This window comes from Flavobacterium sp. KH_001 (genome assembly GCF_057840745.1).
Map to the genome: position 1 here is coordinate 4,264,660 of NZ_CM174520.1, position 17,049 is coordinate 4,281,708.

General features: G+C 36.9%; 12 protein-coding genes. 2 read left to right on the forward strand and 10 right to left on the reverse strand.

Annotated features, from left to right (window positions below):
- Positions 1 to 63: 63 nt before the first annotated feature.
- From AC3ITQ_RS18285 to AC3ITQ_RS18295, 3 genes are read right to left on the reverse strand one after another with little or no spacing between them, the layout of a single operon-like run.
- A complete protein-coding gene (locus tag AC3ITQ_RS18285) occupies positions 64 to 2,274 on the reverse strand; it encodes a xanthine dehydrogenase family protein molybdopterin-binding subunit (RefSeq protein WP_489235571.1) in 2,211 nt (736 codons plus the stop codon).
- Positions 2,275 to 2,282: 8 nt separating this feature from the next.
- Positions 2,283 to 3,263: an FAD binding domain-containing protein gene (locus AC3ITQ_RS18290; protein WP_489235572.1), complete on the reverse strand. Its 981-nt coding sequence runs from the start codon at positions 3,261 to 3,263 to the stop codon at positions 2,283 to 2,285.
- Positions 3,260 to 3,901: a (2Fe-2S)-binding protein gene (locus tag AC3ITQ_RS18295; RefSeq protein ID WP_489235573.1), complete on the reverse strand. Its 642-nt coding sequence runs from the start codon at positions 3,899 to 3,901 to the stop codon at positions 3,260 to 3,262. Before AC3ITQ_RS18295 ends, AC3ITQ_RS18290 begins: the two co-directional genes overlap by 4 nt.
- A 170-nt stretch (positions 3,902 to 4,071) precedes the next feature.
- On the opposite strand from AC3ITQ_RS18295, the gene AC3ITQ_RS18300 reads away from it, so the two are divergent.
- Positions 4,072 to 5,205 (forward strand): cysteine desulfurase family protein, encoded by a 1,134-nt coding sequence (locus tag AC3ITQ_RS18300; protein WP_489235574.1) that lies wholly within the window; start codon positions 4,072 to 4,074, stop codon positions 5,203 to 5,205.
- 138 nt (positions 5,206 to 5,343) lie between these two features.
- On the opposite strand, the gene AC3ITQ_RS18305 is transcribed toward AC3ITQ_RS18300, so the two are convergent.
- On the reverse strand, positions 5,344 to 5,931 hold the full coding sequence (locus AC3ITQ_RS18305) for a nucleotidyltransferase family protein (protein WP_489235575.1): 588 nt from the start codon (positions 5,929 to 5,931) through the stop codon (positions 5,344 to 5,346).
- Positions 5,932 to 5,941: 10 nt separating this feature from the next.
- Positions 5,942 to 7,063: an XdhC family protein gene (locus AC3ITQ_RS18310; protein WP_489235576.1), complete on the reverse strand. Its 1,122-nt coding sequence runs from the start codon at positions 7,061 to 7,063 to the stop codon at positions 5,942 to 5,944.
- Between the two features lie 230 nt (positions 7,064 to 7,293).
- On the opposite strand from AC3ITQ_RS18310, the gene AC3ITQ_RS18315 reads away from it, so the two are divergent.
- On the forward strand, positions 7,294 to 7,626 hold the full coding sequence (locus AC3ITQ_RS18315) for a YegP family protein (RefSeq protein WP_489235577.1): 333 nt from the start codon (positions 7,294 to 7,296) through the stop codon (positions 7,624 to 7,626).
- Between the two features lie 96 nt (positions 7,627 to 7,722).
- Here the strand turns inward: AC3ITQ_RS18315 and AC3ITQ_RS18320 are convergent, their stop codons facing one another.
- The 5 genes from AC3ITQ_RS18320 to AC3ITQ_RS18340 all read right to left on the reverse strand — a co-directional run bounded on the left by AC3ITQ_RS18320 (position 7,723) and on the right by AC3ITQ_RS18340 (position 17,029).
- Positions 7,723 to 8,760, reverse strand: a complete 1,038-nt coding sequence (locus AC3ITQ_RS18320; RefSeq protein ID WP_489235578.1) for a cellulase family glycosylhydrolase — start codon at positions 8,758 to 8,760, stop codon at positions 7,723 to 7,725.
- Positions 8,761 to 9,501: 741 nt separating this feature from the next.
- Positions 9,502 to 11,439: a glycoside hydrolase family 43 protein gene (locus AC3ITQ_RS18325; RefSeq protein WP_489235579.1), complete on the reverse strand. Its 1,938-nt coding sequence runs from the start codon at positions 11,437 to 11,439 to the stop codon at positions 9,502 to 9,504.
- Positions 11,439 to 12,809: a glycoside hydrolase family 27 protein gene (locus tag AC3ITQ_RS18330; protein ID WP_489235580.1), complete on the reverse strand. Its 1,371-nt coding sequence runs from the start codon at positions 12,807 to 12,809 to the stop codon at positions 11,439 to 11,441. Before AC3ITQ_RS18330 ends, AC3ITQ_RS18325 begins: the two co-directional genes overlap by 1 nt.
- Positions 12,810 to 12,935: 126 nt before the next feature.
- Complete coding sequence (locus tag AC3ITQ_RS18335; RefSeq protein ID WP_489235581.1) at positions 12,936 to 15,359, reverse strand: glycoside hydrolase family 2 TIM barrel-domain containing protein; 2,424 nt, start codon at positions 15,357 to 15,359, stop codon at positions 12,936 to 12,938.
- An 86-nt stretch (positions 15,360 to 15,445) separates the two neighbouring features.
- Positions 15,446 to 17,029: a glycoside hydrolase gene (locus AC3ITQ_RS18340; protein WP_489235582.1), complete on the reverse strand. Its 1,584-nt coding sequence runs from the start codon at positions 17,027 to 17,029 to the stop codon at positions 15,446 to 15,448.
- Positions 17,030 to 17,049 lie beyond the last annotated feature (20 nt).

Genomic DNA, 17,049 nt, shown 5'->3' on the forward strand with positions numbered 1-17,049 from the left:
ATAAGATAACAGAAAAGAGACACATGTGTGTCTCTTTTTTTGTTATGATAGTATCTACATCAATTATGCATTTGCTACGCTAGGCTCCAAAATCTTATCCAATGTAATCGGCAAATCCCGCACACGTTTTCCTGTCGCATTAAAAACAGCATTTGCAATTGCAGGCGCCATCCCGACTAAAGCCGTTTCTCCAAGACCTTTTGTTCCCATCGGATTACTGATTGGATCTTTTTTATTGACGAAGAAAACTTCTTGTTTTTCAATATCAGCATTTACCGGAACATGGTAATCCGCGAAATTATTATTGATAGGTCGACCAAAACGATGATCAATTTCTAATGCTTCCATCAACCCCATTCCGATTCCGCCAACTGCTCCACCGTACATTTGTCCGGCAGAAGTTTTCTGGTTGATTACGGTTCCAATATCAGCACAAGAAACTACGTGCGCTAATCTTATTTTTCCTAAATTCGGATTTACGAGTACTTTTACAAAATGTACCGAAAACGAATAAATGGAATATTTTTTTGCTTCTTCTGTCGCTTTTGATACATTTTCAACTTCAAAATTTTCCAGCTTATTGGCTGATAATAACGAGGCTAAAGAAACTGATTTTGAATTGTCTTTTTTAGATGTTATTACGCCATTGGCGAAAGCCAAATCAGTAATCGCCGTTCCTTTAAAGGTGGAAGTTTCAACAGCCAAACCTAAAATTTTACTCACTAATAAATTACAGGCATCATGAACCGCAGATCCTACTGACGAAGTAGTTGCTGATCCTCCCTGAGTTGGGCCTTTTGGAAGTCCGCTCTTTCCCATTTCGATGATTACATTTTCACTTGGTAAACCAGTAATTTCAGCTCCAATCGCGGTCATCATAGTTGCAGTTCCTGGGCCCATATCGTTTACACTGCATTGTAATACTAAATTTCCATCGGGTAAGAATTTAGCTTTTACAGAAGTTGGACTTCTATAACAGCCGAAAGTTCCGGTTCCCATTCCGTAACCAACTAACCACTCGCCTTCTTTTACAGAGCCTGGTTTGTTCTTACGGTTTTTCCAGCCAATGCGTTCCATTCCGCCTTCGTAACAATCTAAAAGATATTTGCTGCTCCAAGGTTTATTTTGTTCTAGATCTTTTTCGGCATAATTTATTTTACGGAATTCAATTGGATCCATATCTAGTTTATGGGCCAATTCGTCCATCGCACTTTCTAAAGCAAAAGAACCTGTCGCTTCGCCGGGACCACGCATCCAAATTGGTGTACAAGTATCTAATTTTACAATGCGATATCTCGTTGAAACATTATCACAATTGTAAATAAATCGGGACATGTTTACCGTTCCTTCCATAAAATCTTCATAGCTGGAAGTCATGGCTACAGCTTCATGCGTCAGACCAATCAATTTACCTTCTTTTGTGGCTCCTAAACCCATTTTTTGGATGGTATAAGGTCTAAATCCAACATTGGTAAACATTTGCTCTCTGTGAAGCACTAATTTAACCGGACGATTTAATTTTTTTGCTCCGATAAGCGCTGCAATCTCGTAAGGCCAGGTATGCAATCCCATTCCGAAAGCACCTCCAAGATATTCTGAATTTACCGAAACATCTTCAGGCGGAATTCCAAATACACCGCCTATACTTCTTCTAGTTCCTTCAACACCCTGACTTTTGGTATAAACAGTTGGTTTGTTTCCATCCCATTTGGCAATAATATTAGCCAATTCCATCGGATTGTGAACTTCAGTCGGAATTGTATATTCTTCCTCTAAAACAACGGCGGCATTTTTATAATTGTCCTGGACACCTCGGTGATAATCATCGCCTTTATCGGTCTCTACTTTTTTCTCTTTGTCTTTTGCTTTTTGAAGATCGGTGATGTGCTCTTCTTTGATGTATTCCGCTTTAATTAAACTCGCGGCATATTGCATACGCTCAAAAGTATCCGCCACCACCATCGCAATGGGCTGATCATAATACAGAACCGTATCATCTTTGAATACCTGAAGCGGTTGTCCAAAATTGTGAGGATCTTTTGCTTTTGCATATCCGGAAGGTTTATCCACATTTAAATGCGAAATAACCGCCAGAACTCCCGGCGCCCATTCGGCTTTTTTAGTGTCTATACTTTTGATTCGTCCTTTTGCGATTGTACTTCCAACCAGGCAGGCATATACAACACCATCCGTTTTATATTCGGCCGAATAAGTTGCAGAACCCGTTACTTTAGCAAATCCATCAACTCTATTTATATTACTTGTCTTGCTCATAATTCAAATTATTTAGATGATGCTATAGTTAATGCTTCTACAATTGCGTTTGGTCCGAGAGTTAATTTAAAATCATTATCTCCGTAACCTCTCGCTCCTTTCATGGCCAAATCTGCCGCTTGTCTGAAAATGATTTCAGAAACCGTTTTTCCTTTAAGAAATTCTTCAGCTTCAGTAAGTCGCCATGGTTTATGTGCCACACCCCCCATTGCTAAACGTACGTCGGTAATCGTATTGTTTTGAATATCTAAAGCAGCCGCAACAGAAATTAATGCAAAGGCATAACTGCTTCTATCACGAACTTTTAGATAATGTACATTTTTAGTAAAGTTGTTGTTCGGAATTTCAACTGAAGTAATCAATTCCTTATTTTGAAGGGTGTTATCTTTTTCTGGTGTATTTCCTGGAAGGCGATGAAAATCAGTAAATTTAATTTCTCTTTTCCCTTTTGGTCCTTCAACCTGAACTGTTGCATCAAGTGCAGCCAGTGCCACACACATATCACTCGGATGAACGGCGATACAACTATCGGATGCACCAAAAATCGCATGCATTCTGTTGGAACCGCCAATGGCACCACAGCCGCTTTTTGGAACTCTTTTATTGCAGGGCATATCCGTATTATAAAAATAAGAACAACGCGTACGCTGCAGCATATTTCCTCCAACTGTTGCCATATGCCTAATTTGTTGAGACGCTCCGGCCGCTAAAGCCATTGCCAGCAAAGGGTGTTTTTCTATTATGGCTTTATCTTCGGCAACCTGGCTGTTTTTTGCCAACGCACCAATTGAAGTTTTTCCGGTAAGGAATTCTATCTTTTTTAAATCTAATGCGGTAATGTCGACCAATTTGTCCGGAGCAACCACATCTTTCTTCATTAAATCGACAAGATTGGTCCCGCCCGCAATAAACATTGCAGAAGATTCTTTACCGATGCTTGTAACAGCCGATTTTGATGATAATGCTCTTATGATTTGGAAATTCTTCATGATAGCATCCCTCCTTCCTTAACTTCGGTAATGGCATCGACAATATTGTGATACGCACCACAACGGCAAATATTACCGCTCATGTATTCTCTAATTTCTTCTCTGCTGTTCGCGTGGCCTTCTTTGATACAGGCAATTCCCGACATGATTTGTCCAGGCGTACAATAGCCGCATTGAAAACCATCATTTTTAATAAAGGCTTCCTGCATTGGGTGTAGTTTCTTTCCTTTTGAAAGTCCTTCGATTGTAGTTACCTGCGCATTTTGTTGCATAGAGGCTAATGACAAACAAGATAGAATTCTTGTGCCATTAACGTGCACCGTACACGCACCGCATTGTCCGTGATCACAACCTTTTTTAGTTCCGGTTAAGTGTAATTGTTCGCGCAGTAAATCCAGTAAAGTGGTACGAGGTTCCACATTCAGATTTTGTTTTACTCCGTTTACTTCTATAGAAAGCGGAACCGTTTCAAGGTATCCGGCAATTTTTTCATCCCATTTATTTTCAGAGGCCATCACCAATGAAGGTGGTGCCAAAGCAAGAGCAGTAAACAATCCCGACTTTTTTAGAAAGTCCCGACGAGATGCATTCGATTCATCTTCTATCAATTTGTCTTTGGTTGATTTTTTGGCAGCCATACCTGGTATTTTTAAGTTAGAAAAAATCAAAAATGTTATTCCTAACAAATTTAACAATCCTATGCTATAAATACTTATAAAATTTACACAAACCCGTAATTTATTTAAGTACTAAATAAGAGAATTATTTAAATTACAAAATTGTATTTTTACATCACTAAGAACTTATTATGCCTCATTTGCCCACTATCTATTTAGATAATAATGCTACAACTCGTGTGGACGAGCGAGTCCTCCATGCGATGCTCCCTTATTTTACTGATTTATATGCCAATGCAAGCAGCAATCATTTAGCCGGATTAGAAATTCAGGAAGCTATTGAAAATGCCGCCTGGCAAACCGCTAATTTGATCGGAGCCAAAGAAGAAGAAATCATCTTTACCTCAGGGGCAACCGAAGCGATTAATTTAGCGATTAAGGGATTGGTAAATGAAACTAAAAAACATATTGTAACGGTTGCAACAGAACACAAAGCTGTTTTGGAAACTTGCCGTTATATGGAAAGCATTGGCTTTGAAGTTACCTACTTACCAGTTGCTTCAGACGGGCTTTTAGATATTAATCTTTTAAATGAGGTAATAACAACTAAAACACTGATTGTTATAACAATGCTTACCAACAACGAAACAGGTGTCATTCAGGATATTGCAAAGATAGCAGACCTTGCACATGCAAAAAACGCGCTCTTTTTATGTGATGCAACTCAGGCAATCGGGAAGATTTCTATTGATGTAAAAAAACTCGGAATTGATCTTCTGGCACTTTCTGCACATAAATTTTATGGACCAAAAGGTGTTGGTGCCTTATACATTTCGGCGGAAGCCAAAATAAAACTAACCCCATTACTAAACGGTGGAAACCAACAAAGAAAATTACGCAGTGGAACATTGAATGTTTCCGGAATTATTGGTTTAGGTAAAGCATTAGAAATAGCTGTTTTAGAAATAGATAAGGACTACAATAGAATTATACTATTGAGAGATCAGCTAGAAAATGGTCTGTTAAAGATTGATGGCTCATTCGTAAACGGAAATACGCAAAACCGAATTTGTAATACTACTAACATTTGTTTTCCTGGAGTAAATTCTGAAAAACTTATTCTGGCGTTGCAAAACATTTCTGTTTCCAATGGATCATCCTGTTCGTCTGTAACTTCTCAACCTTCGCATGTATTGAAAGCTTTAGGTTTATCTGATGAAGCTGCTTTGAGTTCGATACGTTTTAGTTTAGGCCGATTTACAACTGCAGAAGAAATTGAAGAGACAATTGAAAGAGTAACGGCTTTGATCGCTCAGCTTCGATAATGCCAATCTATGCCATGCCACGAAGGCACTAAGACACGAAGATTTTTCTCACTCTGATCAACTGATTTTAAGACTCAAAGCTTTTCTACAAATTACTATTAATAAAAAATTTGTGTCTTAGTGCCTTGTGGCAAAACCCTACAATTCAGAAATAAGTTTATTGTAATCGTCTTCCGTATCAATATCGATATTACCTTTTTCAAAAGGAATTGAAACTGTATCCTCTGAAAATCGATTAATGATCTTTTTAGCTCCCTCCTGTCCTTGCAAAGCTGCTAATTCAGTAAAGTATTTTTTATTAAACAAAACAGGTGTTCCTAAAGTTTCGGCATAAGACGAAGCCACAATTCCTTTTCCGGTTTTGGAATGTTCCTGAATTAAATTCTCAAAAACCAAACTGGAAACGTAGGGTTGATCGCAAACGGCAAAAATGCAATTTTGACAATCCGGATACAATTGCAATAATGTATTGAGACCGTTTACTATTGAAGATGACATTCCCGTTTCCCAATCGCTATTAAAACATATTTTTATTCTCGAAGGATCCAGTTCTTCCTCAATCAATTGATTATTTGCGCCGGTAACTACTATGATGGCAATATCTGGTACTAAAAAAGCTTCTGCAATCGTGTTTTTTAATAAAGTAGAATCTTTGTATCCCAATAGCTGTTTTGGCTGTCCCAATCTGGAAGAATTTCCCGCTGCTAAAATTACAATGCCCGTCATCACCTTTGTTTTAGATTACTATTTTTGAATCGTGTATTTTGTGCGTTTTATACTTGAGAGAAGTTCCTGTTTTTCTACTCATAACCGCTTTGATTTCTGCTATAATGGATAACGCAATTTCTTCAGAAGTTTCTGCTCCAATATCAAGTCCGATTGGGCCATAAATACGACTCAATTGTTCTTCAGTTAAAATTATTCCATCTGAAGCTAAATCATCGAGCATTCGGTTTAATTTTGATTTCGGCCCCAGAATGCCAATGTATTTGCAATCTCTTTTTAAAAGTAATTTTAATACCGCTAAATCATATTTGTAATCATGCGTCATTAAAACAAAATAAGTCTGGTCATCGATTTCAATATTTTCAAGAAATTCTTCTGACTTCACAACAAATGCCTGTGTGGCCTCAGGAAAACGTTTTGTTGTCGCGTGGGTTGCCCTTCCATCTCCAACAGTAACTTCCCAACCTAATAAAGAGGCCATATTTACCAGTGGCTGAACATCATTTCCTGCTCCGGCAACTACAAGAGAAACGACTGGTTCGATACATTCAATCAGAGCTTCATTTTCATTATCGTCCTGTAGTTTCTTTATGATGGTCGTTTTACTTTCAAGTGCTTTTTTTACGTCCGGAATACTATTTATGGCGATATCATTATTATGCAAAATATCCGAATCCTGCCTGTAAAATAAAACGGTGCCTATTTGTGGTGCATTTCGTTTAAGAGAAAAAATAGTTTCAATTATTGCGGTTTTCCGCTCTTTTTCCAGTTGCTGTAAAAGCTGAATCGGATTATTTATAACCTCATCATTTATATATTCAAAAAGAATATGAACGATTCCGTTGCAGCCTAATTGCAACCCAACTTCACTATCATTTTCATTACTGGTATTGTAGGTAATTAATTTATTCTGTTGCTGATGAATGGATAGCAGGGCCTTTCTTAAAGCATCGCCTTCTAAACAGCCACCACTTATGGCGCCCGTCAGATTCCCATCTTCAGTAACCAACATACGTGCACCAGGCTGACGATAAGACGAACCTTCAACTTTTACGACAGTTGCCAAAGCAGTCTTTTTTCCGGCTTTCTTTGCTTCTGAATAAGCTTTTAAAATTTCATTAATTTCCTTCATAGTAGTAACGCTTACTAACAAAAGTAGAGAATTATTTTTTTGATGAAGATTTAAATGATCAAAAGTATTAACTCAAAAAAAAATTAATTGAACTGTGCTTTCTGAAGTTTCTATGTTGTGTAATGTTCTAATATTCAATTTTATTTTCCTGAAAGAATAATTTATATCATCAAGTTTTGTATTTTTATTAAAGCAAAGTTTATTTAATACCTAACTTAAAAATAAATAATATGGGAAAATTTGTAATTACTAAAAGAGCCAACGGCGAATTCCAATTCAATTTAAAAGCAGGAAATGGACAAACAATTTTAACTAGCGAAGGCTATACTACAAAAGCGGCCTGTCTTAACGGAATTGAATCAGTAAAAACCAATTCGCAAGACGACAGCAAATTTGACAAAAAAGAATCAAGCAACGGAAAACCATATTTCAATTTAAAAGCCAGTAATGGCCAAATTATTGGTTCAAGCGAAATGTATGAAAGTACATCTGCCAGAGATAACGGAATAGCATCTGTAAAAACAAATGCTCCTGCTGCAACTACAGACGATCAGACGGCGTAAAAACCATTTTATCATATAAAATAAAGGCCGTTTCTTAAATCGAAACGGCCTTTTGTTTTTTCCAAAAACTAAATTGAAAAATTATTTTACTTTTAATTAATTTTCACCCCACCCATATCTTACACGGAATACCCCAGAATTATTAACTGTATTAATTGTAATATTGGTTCCGCTTCCACCTCTTGTAAATAAACTATAAGAATCTCCATCTCTTAAACCAGGCCAATAAACACTGGCGATTTTATCAGTTCTGCATACATCACTTGTTGCTACTATATAAGCAATTTCATTATCTGTCTGGTTTCCGTTTTGATAATCTTTACCTGAGTTCATTCCGGCACCAAATTCAGTAATTACAGTACGGCTGGCATAACTACCTACCCTGCTGCGCCAATCCGCTCTCCACTGCGTAACTGATCTGGTAGCCCAAAAAGCATAATTATGCAATCCTAACAGACAGCTACTAAAGCGGCTATCTGCTCCAACTCCTGTAACATTTTCAGAATATCCTGTTCCACCCAAGATTATTCGCCCTCTGGGAACATTTGGATAAGTAGAAAGAAACTGAGCATAAATAGTCGTTAACTGCGCTAAAGTATATCCATGAGGCTCATTGAACGGTTCAAAATATACATTAGCATTACCTTGGTACTTATTGACAACTGTAGTCCACATGCTCCAAAAAGCTGTTGTATTGTCAATCATACCGTCTTTTGATGATGAAGACTCCCAACAAGCGATAATTACTTTCCATCCTTTGCTGGTTGCTTTATCTATCACACCTTGATAACTAGCCCACCAACTCTCAGAAACAGAGGGAGGATTAATTGGAATACGTATCGTATTAACCCCACTTATTTTACTTGTAAAACCATTTAATATTGCATCTGTTTTTGCCACAACAGTAGTATAACTGTCAGCTGCTTCTAAACCAGAAGGGATAACCCAGCCATCTACAAAATTATCCCGACCGTCTGCCCAATTCAGCCCGGCAATCGACGCCGCTCCTACTTTAGCGGTTGTATTATTATTTTTTACCGTATTTTCAATTACGGCTTCTTTTTCTGCCGAACTTGTTTGATTAACTTCAATAACTTCATCTTTTGAACATGCACACACAAGTATGCTTAACATAAGCAAATATCTTTTTTTCATTGATATAAATTGTTTAAGTATTAAATTAATGTTTTAGAATCTCTTCGGACTATTTATGCTATAGTTGCATACTGCCCGGAAACGCATTAAAATAACGAGGCTCCTTTTAATCTGAAAGTTCCTGTTCAAAAATTAGCAGTAAACCCCAATTATATGAAATGCATTTTACAAATTAATCGTAAGGTCTGTTCATGGTTTGTGTGGTTTTAGTTAGTAAAATATTGTAATTGTAATCAAGTAAGGCAGTTTACTAATGCTCAGCCACTAAACACAACAAGTTTTAAAGTTACTTACCATGTTTTGCTTAACATTTTTGGCTAAAAAGGAATCTTATCCTATCCTAAATAACCATTTTATGATTATAAAAATAATACTGCATTATTAGTGAGAACAATACAAAGTAATACTTATCCTACATGTTACAGCAGGGGCAAATTGGAAAAAAATGGAGGTCATAATGGTAATTTGATATTTTTTTAAGATTAAAAAGACTTAATACTTAAAAAAACACACTCTTTTACGCTCAATAAATAATTATCAAATTATCAGTATAAATTTTCTTAACATATTAAGGCAAACTCATCAACTGAAAAGAGAAAACAATCCATTAATAACCCTGTCATTAATGATGTGGAAAGCATTTGATAGTCAGTAAGGTTTTAAAAAAGAAAAAGCCGTTTCTCTATACAGAAACGGCTTTTTAAAAACTAAACTTCTAAATTATTTTATTGCATTAATCCCAGTATGTGTTGGAGTTACCTGTTTGATACTTCCATCGGCATTAAACTCTAGTTTATCGATACAGACTTCACGGTGAAAACCACCTGCATCACCCATTTTTATTCCGGTTGGATAAGAGAAACGATGGTAAGTAATATACCATTCATCCTTATTCGGAATTTGTAAAACCGAATTATGCCCCGTAGCATAAATTCCCTGATCCGTAATTCCCTGAATTACAATATTGTTTTTTGGAATTTCAATTGGCCCCAAAGGCGATTTTGATGTTCCATATCTTACTTTATAATTTGGACTTCTGGTGTCGTCTTCACTCCATAAAAAGTAATAGATTCCTTTTCTGTGAATAACATAAGTCCCTTCTCTAAAAGTAGCATCCACCTGAATTATTTTGGTACTTCCTTCTTTTATCGAAATCATGTCGTCATTTAATTCGGCTACAGCCATATAACCATTCCCCCAATACAAATAGCTTTTTCCTGTTTTTGGATCTGTAAAAATATCCGGATCAATTTCCTGACCATCTTTTACACCTTCCGGTCTTGTGCTAACCAACGCTTTTCCACTATCCGTGAAAGGTCCGTTTGGATTATCTGATGAGGCTACACCAATTTTTTGAGCGGCCGTGAAATAATAAAAATACTTGTATTTTCCTTTGATTTTTTTCTCCACGATACAAGGCGCCCAAGCATTTCTGTTGGCCCAGCTTACATCTTTTCGAAGATCAACTATAATTCCTTCGTCTTTCCAATCTGTCAGATTATCTGAAGAAAAAGTCTTGAAATAATTTCCTGACCAGCCATCAAAACCATCGCTTGTTGGATAGATGTAATATCTTTTGGTTTTATTGGAATATAAGATTTCAGGATCTGCGTAATACCCTTCTAAAACCGGGTTATTATTTATTTTTGGAAATTGCTCCGGCATTCCCCATTTTGCTGTTACTCTTTTCAACTCAGATCGTGTGATAGGTAAAATAGTTCCATGACGCGGATTAAAATCCATTGAAATATCATTGTCTATAACCGTGAAATTTTCTAAATCTTTACTTTTTGTAAACTGATATCTTCCTTTTGTATAGACATCATACATTAAGATATAATCATCGGAATTATTCAATTTAAAAACGCTTGAGCCTTCTACACCATCTTTTGTCTGTTGCAGATAGTTATCATTTTCCGTCCATTTTCCAGAAGTCAAATCGGTTGTTGTGGCTACTTTTATTCCCGCTTTTTCTGTTTCTGTTTTATAAAAAAGATGATAAACGCCGTCTTTTTCAATAATGTCGCCGTCAATGCAAGCTCTCTCTGATTTTGGAACAAACAATAATTTCGGAGCGCTTTCTAAACCTGTAAAATCTTTATTGGCATATGCGTAATAAATTTTATCAGGACCACCTGCGTATTGCAAACTAAAGTATATCAAATACTTTGCTGCTTTTGCATCGTAAATAGTCTGCGGTGCCCAAACTCTTTTTAAGTTTTCGTTTCCAGGAAAAGTCGTTTGAATATTTACAATGCTACTTTTCCAATTCACTAAATCAGTACTTTTTAGCAAAACCATCGCACGATTACTGTCCCAGCCTTTTGAAGATGTCATATCCGTCAAAACCATATAAAAAGTTTTACCATCATCACCACGCAAAATATGCGGATCACGAACACCACCAGTTGAACTGATTACTTTACTGTCAATAACTGGTTTATTATTATTTAAATGGTAATAATGATAACCATCAGCACTAATAGCATATCTGACCGCTTCTTCTTCAACCGAATTTCCAGTGAAGTACACAAACAAATAAGCCGTTAAATCCTTCTCTGCAATTACAGGCGGAATTCCCTTTTCCTTGCTATTTTGAGCTTGTAAAAAAGTAAAGATGCTTAAAAATAAAACAAAGCTAAAACGCATTTTCTTCATTATTTTTTCCCTTTTAATTGATACAGAACGGAGCTATGAGGTTTTAATTCTGCGGAAATTGCTGTAGAAGAAACTTTTGATTTCTCACCCGTCCACATATTTAGAACAGCTGTATTTCCTGAAACTCCCAAATCAGAAAGATTAACCGAAATAGTTTCTGAAGCGGTATCTGAAATATTAATCAACGCCAGATAAACACTTCCATCTTTAGGATTCTTTGAAGTCACGGCAATTTTTCCATCTTTCTGAAAAAGCTGTTTCACATCAGTGCTTTCATTGTGCATTTTAACAACCTCTTTATTAGTCAATAAGGATAAGGTAAAAGCATCGTTACTTGGTAAATCTCCACCAAAAAATAGCGGTGATTTAAAAATATTAAAGAAAGTAATTAAAGTATACTGCTCGTCTTTTGTCAAGCGTGTCATTCGGTCTTCACCGCGTTCTCCCCTAACCGAAATGCGCCCTAATGGAATCATATCGCAGTCTGGCCATGTTCCTGGAGCAATATGTGGATACCATTGTTCACTTACTTTCATCAAATGCGTAATATGAGGCCAGGTATCCCAAACATCATCAACCATACGCCACATATTAGCGTGTTCTTTTACGTGTGGTGCTGCCGTAATTGGCGTTTCTCCCGGTGAAGTACTTAATACAATTTTGCGTCCGCATTTGTCGATCGCGTTTCTAATTAAGTTGATTTCACCTTCGTGATACGGTCTTGACAAATCATCTATTTTGATAAAGTCAACTCCCCAACTTGCATAAAGCTCGAATATAGAATCATAATATTCCTGTGCTCCGGGCTTGTCTGCTAAAATGGTATAATTATCTTTTAACCACTCGCATTGTAAAGCTGTAGTATAAATTTGATCAGCTGTGATTCCGTTCGCTCCTTTAATTGGCATTTTGTCTTCGACTGCTTTTTTCGGAATTCCGCGCATAATATGGATTCCGAATTTCAATCCTTTCTTATGAACATAATCTGCTAAAGGTTTGAATCCTTGTCCGTCTTTTGCTGACGGAAAACGATTTACGGCTGGCAAATATCTTCCATATTGATCGATTACATACCGTGGATCTGTCTGATTGTATCCTCCTGCCTTGTCATTTTCGACAAACCATCTGATGTCGACAACAATATATTCCCAACCGAATTTCTTCAGGTTTTTTGCCATATAATCGGCATTGGCTTTTACTTCGTGTTCTTCTACTGTTGGTCCGTAGCAATCCCAACTATTCCAACCCATCGGTGGTGTTTGTGCCCATTGTTTGAACTCTTCTTTTTTGAATGATTTTGTCTGTGCCTGAGAAGAAACTGCAACAAAAGTTACTGCCAAAATCAACGGAACTATATTTTTTATTTTCATTTTTATTTTAATAAGTGTTAATACTACACTTCAAATATAATAAACTTTTCGTCATTACATACAATTAACCTGTCGGCTAACCAAAACGCTGACAGGTTAATTGATAATTTAAAAAAACTAACTAATTTATTTTACGTTCACGGTAACTTCAACTGGTTTTAACCATTGACTTGTAAATGTAACTTTAATAGGCTGAGATGATTCTCCGGTTGCCTGTACATAGGCTGCGATATGTCCGTGGAATACTCGCTGAATATTATCAGTATAATCTGTCATGTCGCTGTTGTTTCCCGCTTCAAGTCCTAATAAAGTTCCGGGACCACTGATAGTACACGTAACTTCGTTATCAGAAAGCATTACAGGAAGACCATTTTGATCTTTAACCTGAACCATTATTTTTGCAACGCCTTTCTCTTTTGCAATTGTGATATTGGTATCTGCAATCGTTAATTCAACTGGCTGTTGAGTTGAAGTGATAGCATATCGGCTTACTTCCTTATCTTCTCTGTTTAAACCAACTGCCTCTAATTTTCCAGCAGCAAATGGAATATCCCAATAAATAATTCCTGTTTTTTCGTCGTAAGCTTTTGCTTCACCAACCACTTTTCCGTTTAATTCTAAACGTGCTTTTGCAGCATTTGTATAACACACAACGCGAATCTTTTCACCTTGAGCGTAATTCCAAATTGCCCATGCATCTTTAGAGACGTCTTTAGTATCTTTCAATGGATAAGTTCCTATATACGCCATTGGTTTATCAGACCATAATGACTGACGGAAATACCCTCTTGGCTTGATCACTCCCGCAAAATCAACTAAACCAGAGTAAAAACCTCTTGAAGGCCATCTTCCTGATTCTCCTAAATAATCAATACCGGTCCAAAGGAATTGTCCAAAAATATGCTTGTTGTTTTTTACGGCAAGCCAAGGTTCCATATCGTGAACGTTTTCACTTCCGTAGATCACTCTGTTTGGATATTTTTCGTGATCTGATTTGTATTTGCTTTCTGTATAATTGTATCCTGTAATGTCTAAAGATCCCGGATATTCTGTTTCATTAGACATTGCAACACCTGCTAAACCTGCAGTTGTCGGACGGGATTTGTCGTATTTTTTTACCGCTGCAACCAAACGTTTTGCAATTACGCCAAGACGCATTGCATCTGGAGCATCTTTTTTATAACCTCCGTAAGCAGCTTGCCCAAAACCATCTTTTCCTTTGTCTAAAACAGGATGAGAGTAAGGATCATTTGGATAGTCTACCTCGTTACCAATACTCCATGCGAAAACGGAAAGGTGGTTTCTGTCACGACGTACAAAATCTTCTAAATCTTTTTCTGCATAGTCTGCAAAAATATCAAACGAACCTTCAAATCCCGGAGTTCCGTAATTCCATCCTTCTAACCATTTACGTTTTGGGAATTCCCATTCGTCATAAGCTTCATTCAATACTAAAATCCCTAATTCATCACACAATTCATAAAAAACCGGAGCTTGTGGATTGTGACTTGTACGGATAGCATTTACACCAATTTCTTTTAATGTTTTTAATCTGGTTTCCCAAACTTCGCGAGGCACTGCAGAACCTAAAACTCCTGCATCATGATGCAAACAAACACCTTTCATTTTCATCCATGTTCCATTTAATGCAAAACCATTATTTGAATCGAAAGTAAAAGTTCTAAAACCTGTTTTTGTAACGGTTTGATCGATCTGTTTTCCGTCTTTAAAAACTGTTGTTTTAAGCTGATATAAATTCGGGTTTTGTAAATCCCATAGTTGTGGATTTTTCACATTCATTTTAGCCGAAACTTTTCCGCTTTTATTTGCTGCAACATCAATTTTCGCTGTTGCTTTAGCTACTGATTTTCCGTCTTTTGAAATCAATTCGTTTACTACAGTTAAAATTGATTTTGCAGAAGATCCATTCTCAACATCTACCTCAACATTCAACGTTCCGGTTCCTTTTTTCACTTCAGGATACGCATAAACACCCCATTGTGCAATATGAACAGGATTTGCGTAAACTACCCACACATTTCTATAAATTCCTGAACCGGTATACCATCTTGAGTCGGCACTTTGACTGTGATCTACGCGAACTGAAATCGTATTCTCTCCGCCGTATTTCACAAACTGAGTTGCATCATATGCAAACGAAATATATCCGTTTGGACGTTTCCCTAAAGAATGTCCGTTGATGAAAACTTCACTTCTGTTGTAAACACCTTCAAAATATAAATAAACTTTTTCTCCCGCTTTGCTTTGCGGGATATTGATTGATTTTCTGTACCAGGCAATTCCACCAGGCAAATAACCTGTACAGCTTGCCAGCGTTGGACTTAACTGCCCTTTTACACTCCAGTCATGAGGTACATTTACAGACTGCCATTTGCTGTCGTCAAAAGTGGTATTTTTTGCATCTGAAATATCCTGAAGATTAAACTTCCAGTTGTCATTAATTTTATTCGAATCTCCAAACGATATCTGGCTGAACGCCGAGACGCACGAAAAGAGTAAAACAGGTAATAAGCTCTTTTTTGTAAACACTATTCTTTAGTTTTTAATTGTTGTTTTTTAGTTTTCTTTGTTTCAAGTTTCAGGTTCTTTGCGGTAACTTTAAACCTGAGACTTCCTTAATATTCTAATTCCCCTACAAACGTTACGACTGATTTTGCAGGGATTTCCAGATCATCAGTTTTCTGCGTATTGGCTCTTTTTAAATTGGAGTTTTCAGAAGTTACATAAGGCGTAACTTCATTATTTTTCACTGTTCCTTTTGACAAATCAAACTTGTATTTTTGAGATGATTTACCACAGTTTACTGCTACGACAATCAGTTTTTTGTTTGCTGTATCTTTGTAAGCGGTCAACATAACATCATTTGCAGCATCGACTTCGTTTTGATTTGGAACATCAATTCTCAGCATTCCCGGACGCACAAACAAAGAATAATTTCCTAAGGCCCAAAGCAATTTTGAATCATGAAATTCACCATCGTTTCTCACGTAATCCGGTGCTGTTCCTCCGTTACTTTTTCCGTCATCCAGATAAATCAATCCGTCTTTATAATCAACACGGGTTATAGAAGTCCACCACTGCCATGAAGCGGCATTGGCAACAGCAATATCATTGTGAATCAAACGCGCCACGAATAACGCGGTCTGCATTCCTAGATCTCTTCCGCCTCCTGAACCACCCGGAATTTCGGCTTCACCCGGATTTTCTAAAATACAGTATTCAGACTGCCAATATTTCAAACCCGGATTTTGTTTCACATTTGCAGCGATCAATTTTCGGCTTAAAACTTGTTTGTCAATTGGCCAGGTTGTAAAATAACTGTGTCCTAAAATGACATTTTTAACATTTGGAAGTTTAGTTATGTTTGTTTTTGTTTTTCCGAAGAAATAGTCAATCTGATTGTCGCGGTTTTCACCATTTACATTTTCATATAAATAATTGATTTGTGCAGCTTCGGCAATTACAATCTCTGTACTCATTTTTTGAGCTTTTAATTTATCTGAAAGTGATTTGGTCAAATCATAAATTTCCTGATTGGTTGCTGGAGTTCCTTCCTGACTGTTGGTGTCGCCATGTTTGGGCATCCACTCCCATTGCGGCTCGTTTATCGGACTAACATAGTCGAATTTTATCCCTTCTTTTTTCTCCAACCCTTGAATACTTTGAACTAAGAAATCGGCAAATTTTGGAATTGCACCATCTTTTAGATTCAGTTTATTCTTTTGAGAGGCAAAAGATAATCCGTTGTTGGTCATATAAACTGGTGGACTGTTGGTGAAGATCAGGAATTTTTCAACGCCTCGTTTTTTAGCGGCCTGCAAAAACCATCTCTGGCCTTCCTGTTTTGAGAAATCATAAGATCCATCAGCCTGCAAAAAAGATTCACTTCTTCTCCATTCGTCTGAAACTTTACTTTTTTCTCCTTGTTCTGTGCTTCCTGCACCCAAATTAAATCTCCAGATCGAAAGACCAATTCCTTTTGGATTTCCCTGCGCATCGATTTCTTTACTAAAAAGTAAGTCGGCAATGGCATTTTTTTTCTGTTCTGGCCATTTCCCCACAAATTGGCATCTCCAGGCATCAGAGCCTCCAAAACCATCCATGGTTTGTACAACATTATCAGTGCTTATGGTTGCCGTTCGTTGTCCAAAAGACAACGAACTGGTAACCAATAAAAGCGAGATATATATTTTTCTCATTTTCTTATGCTATATAATTT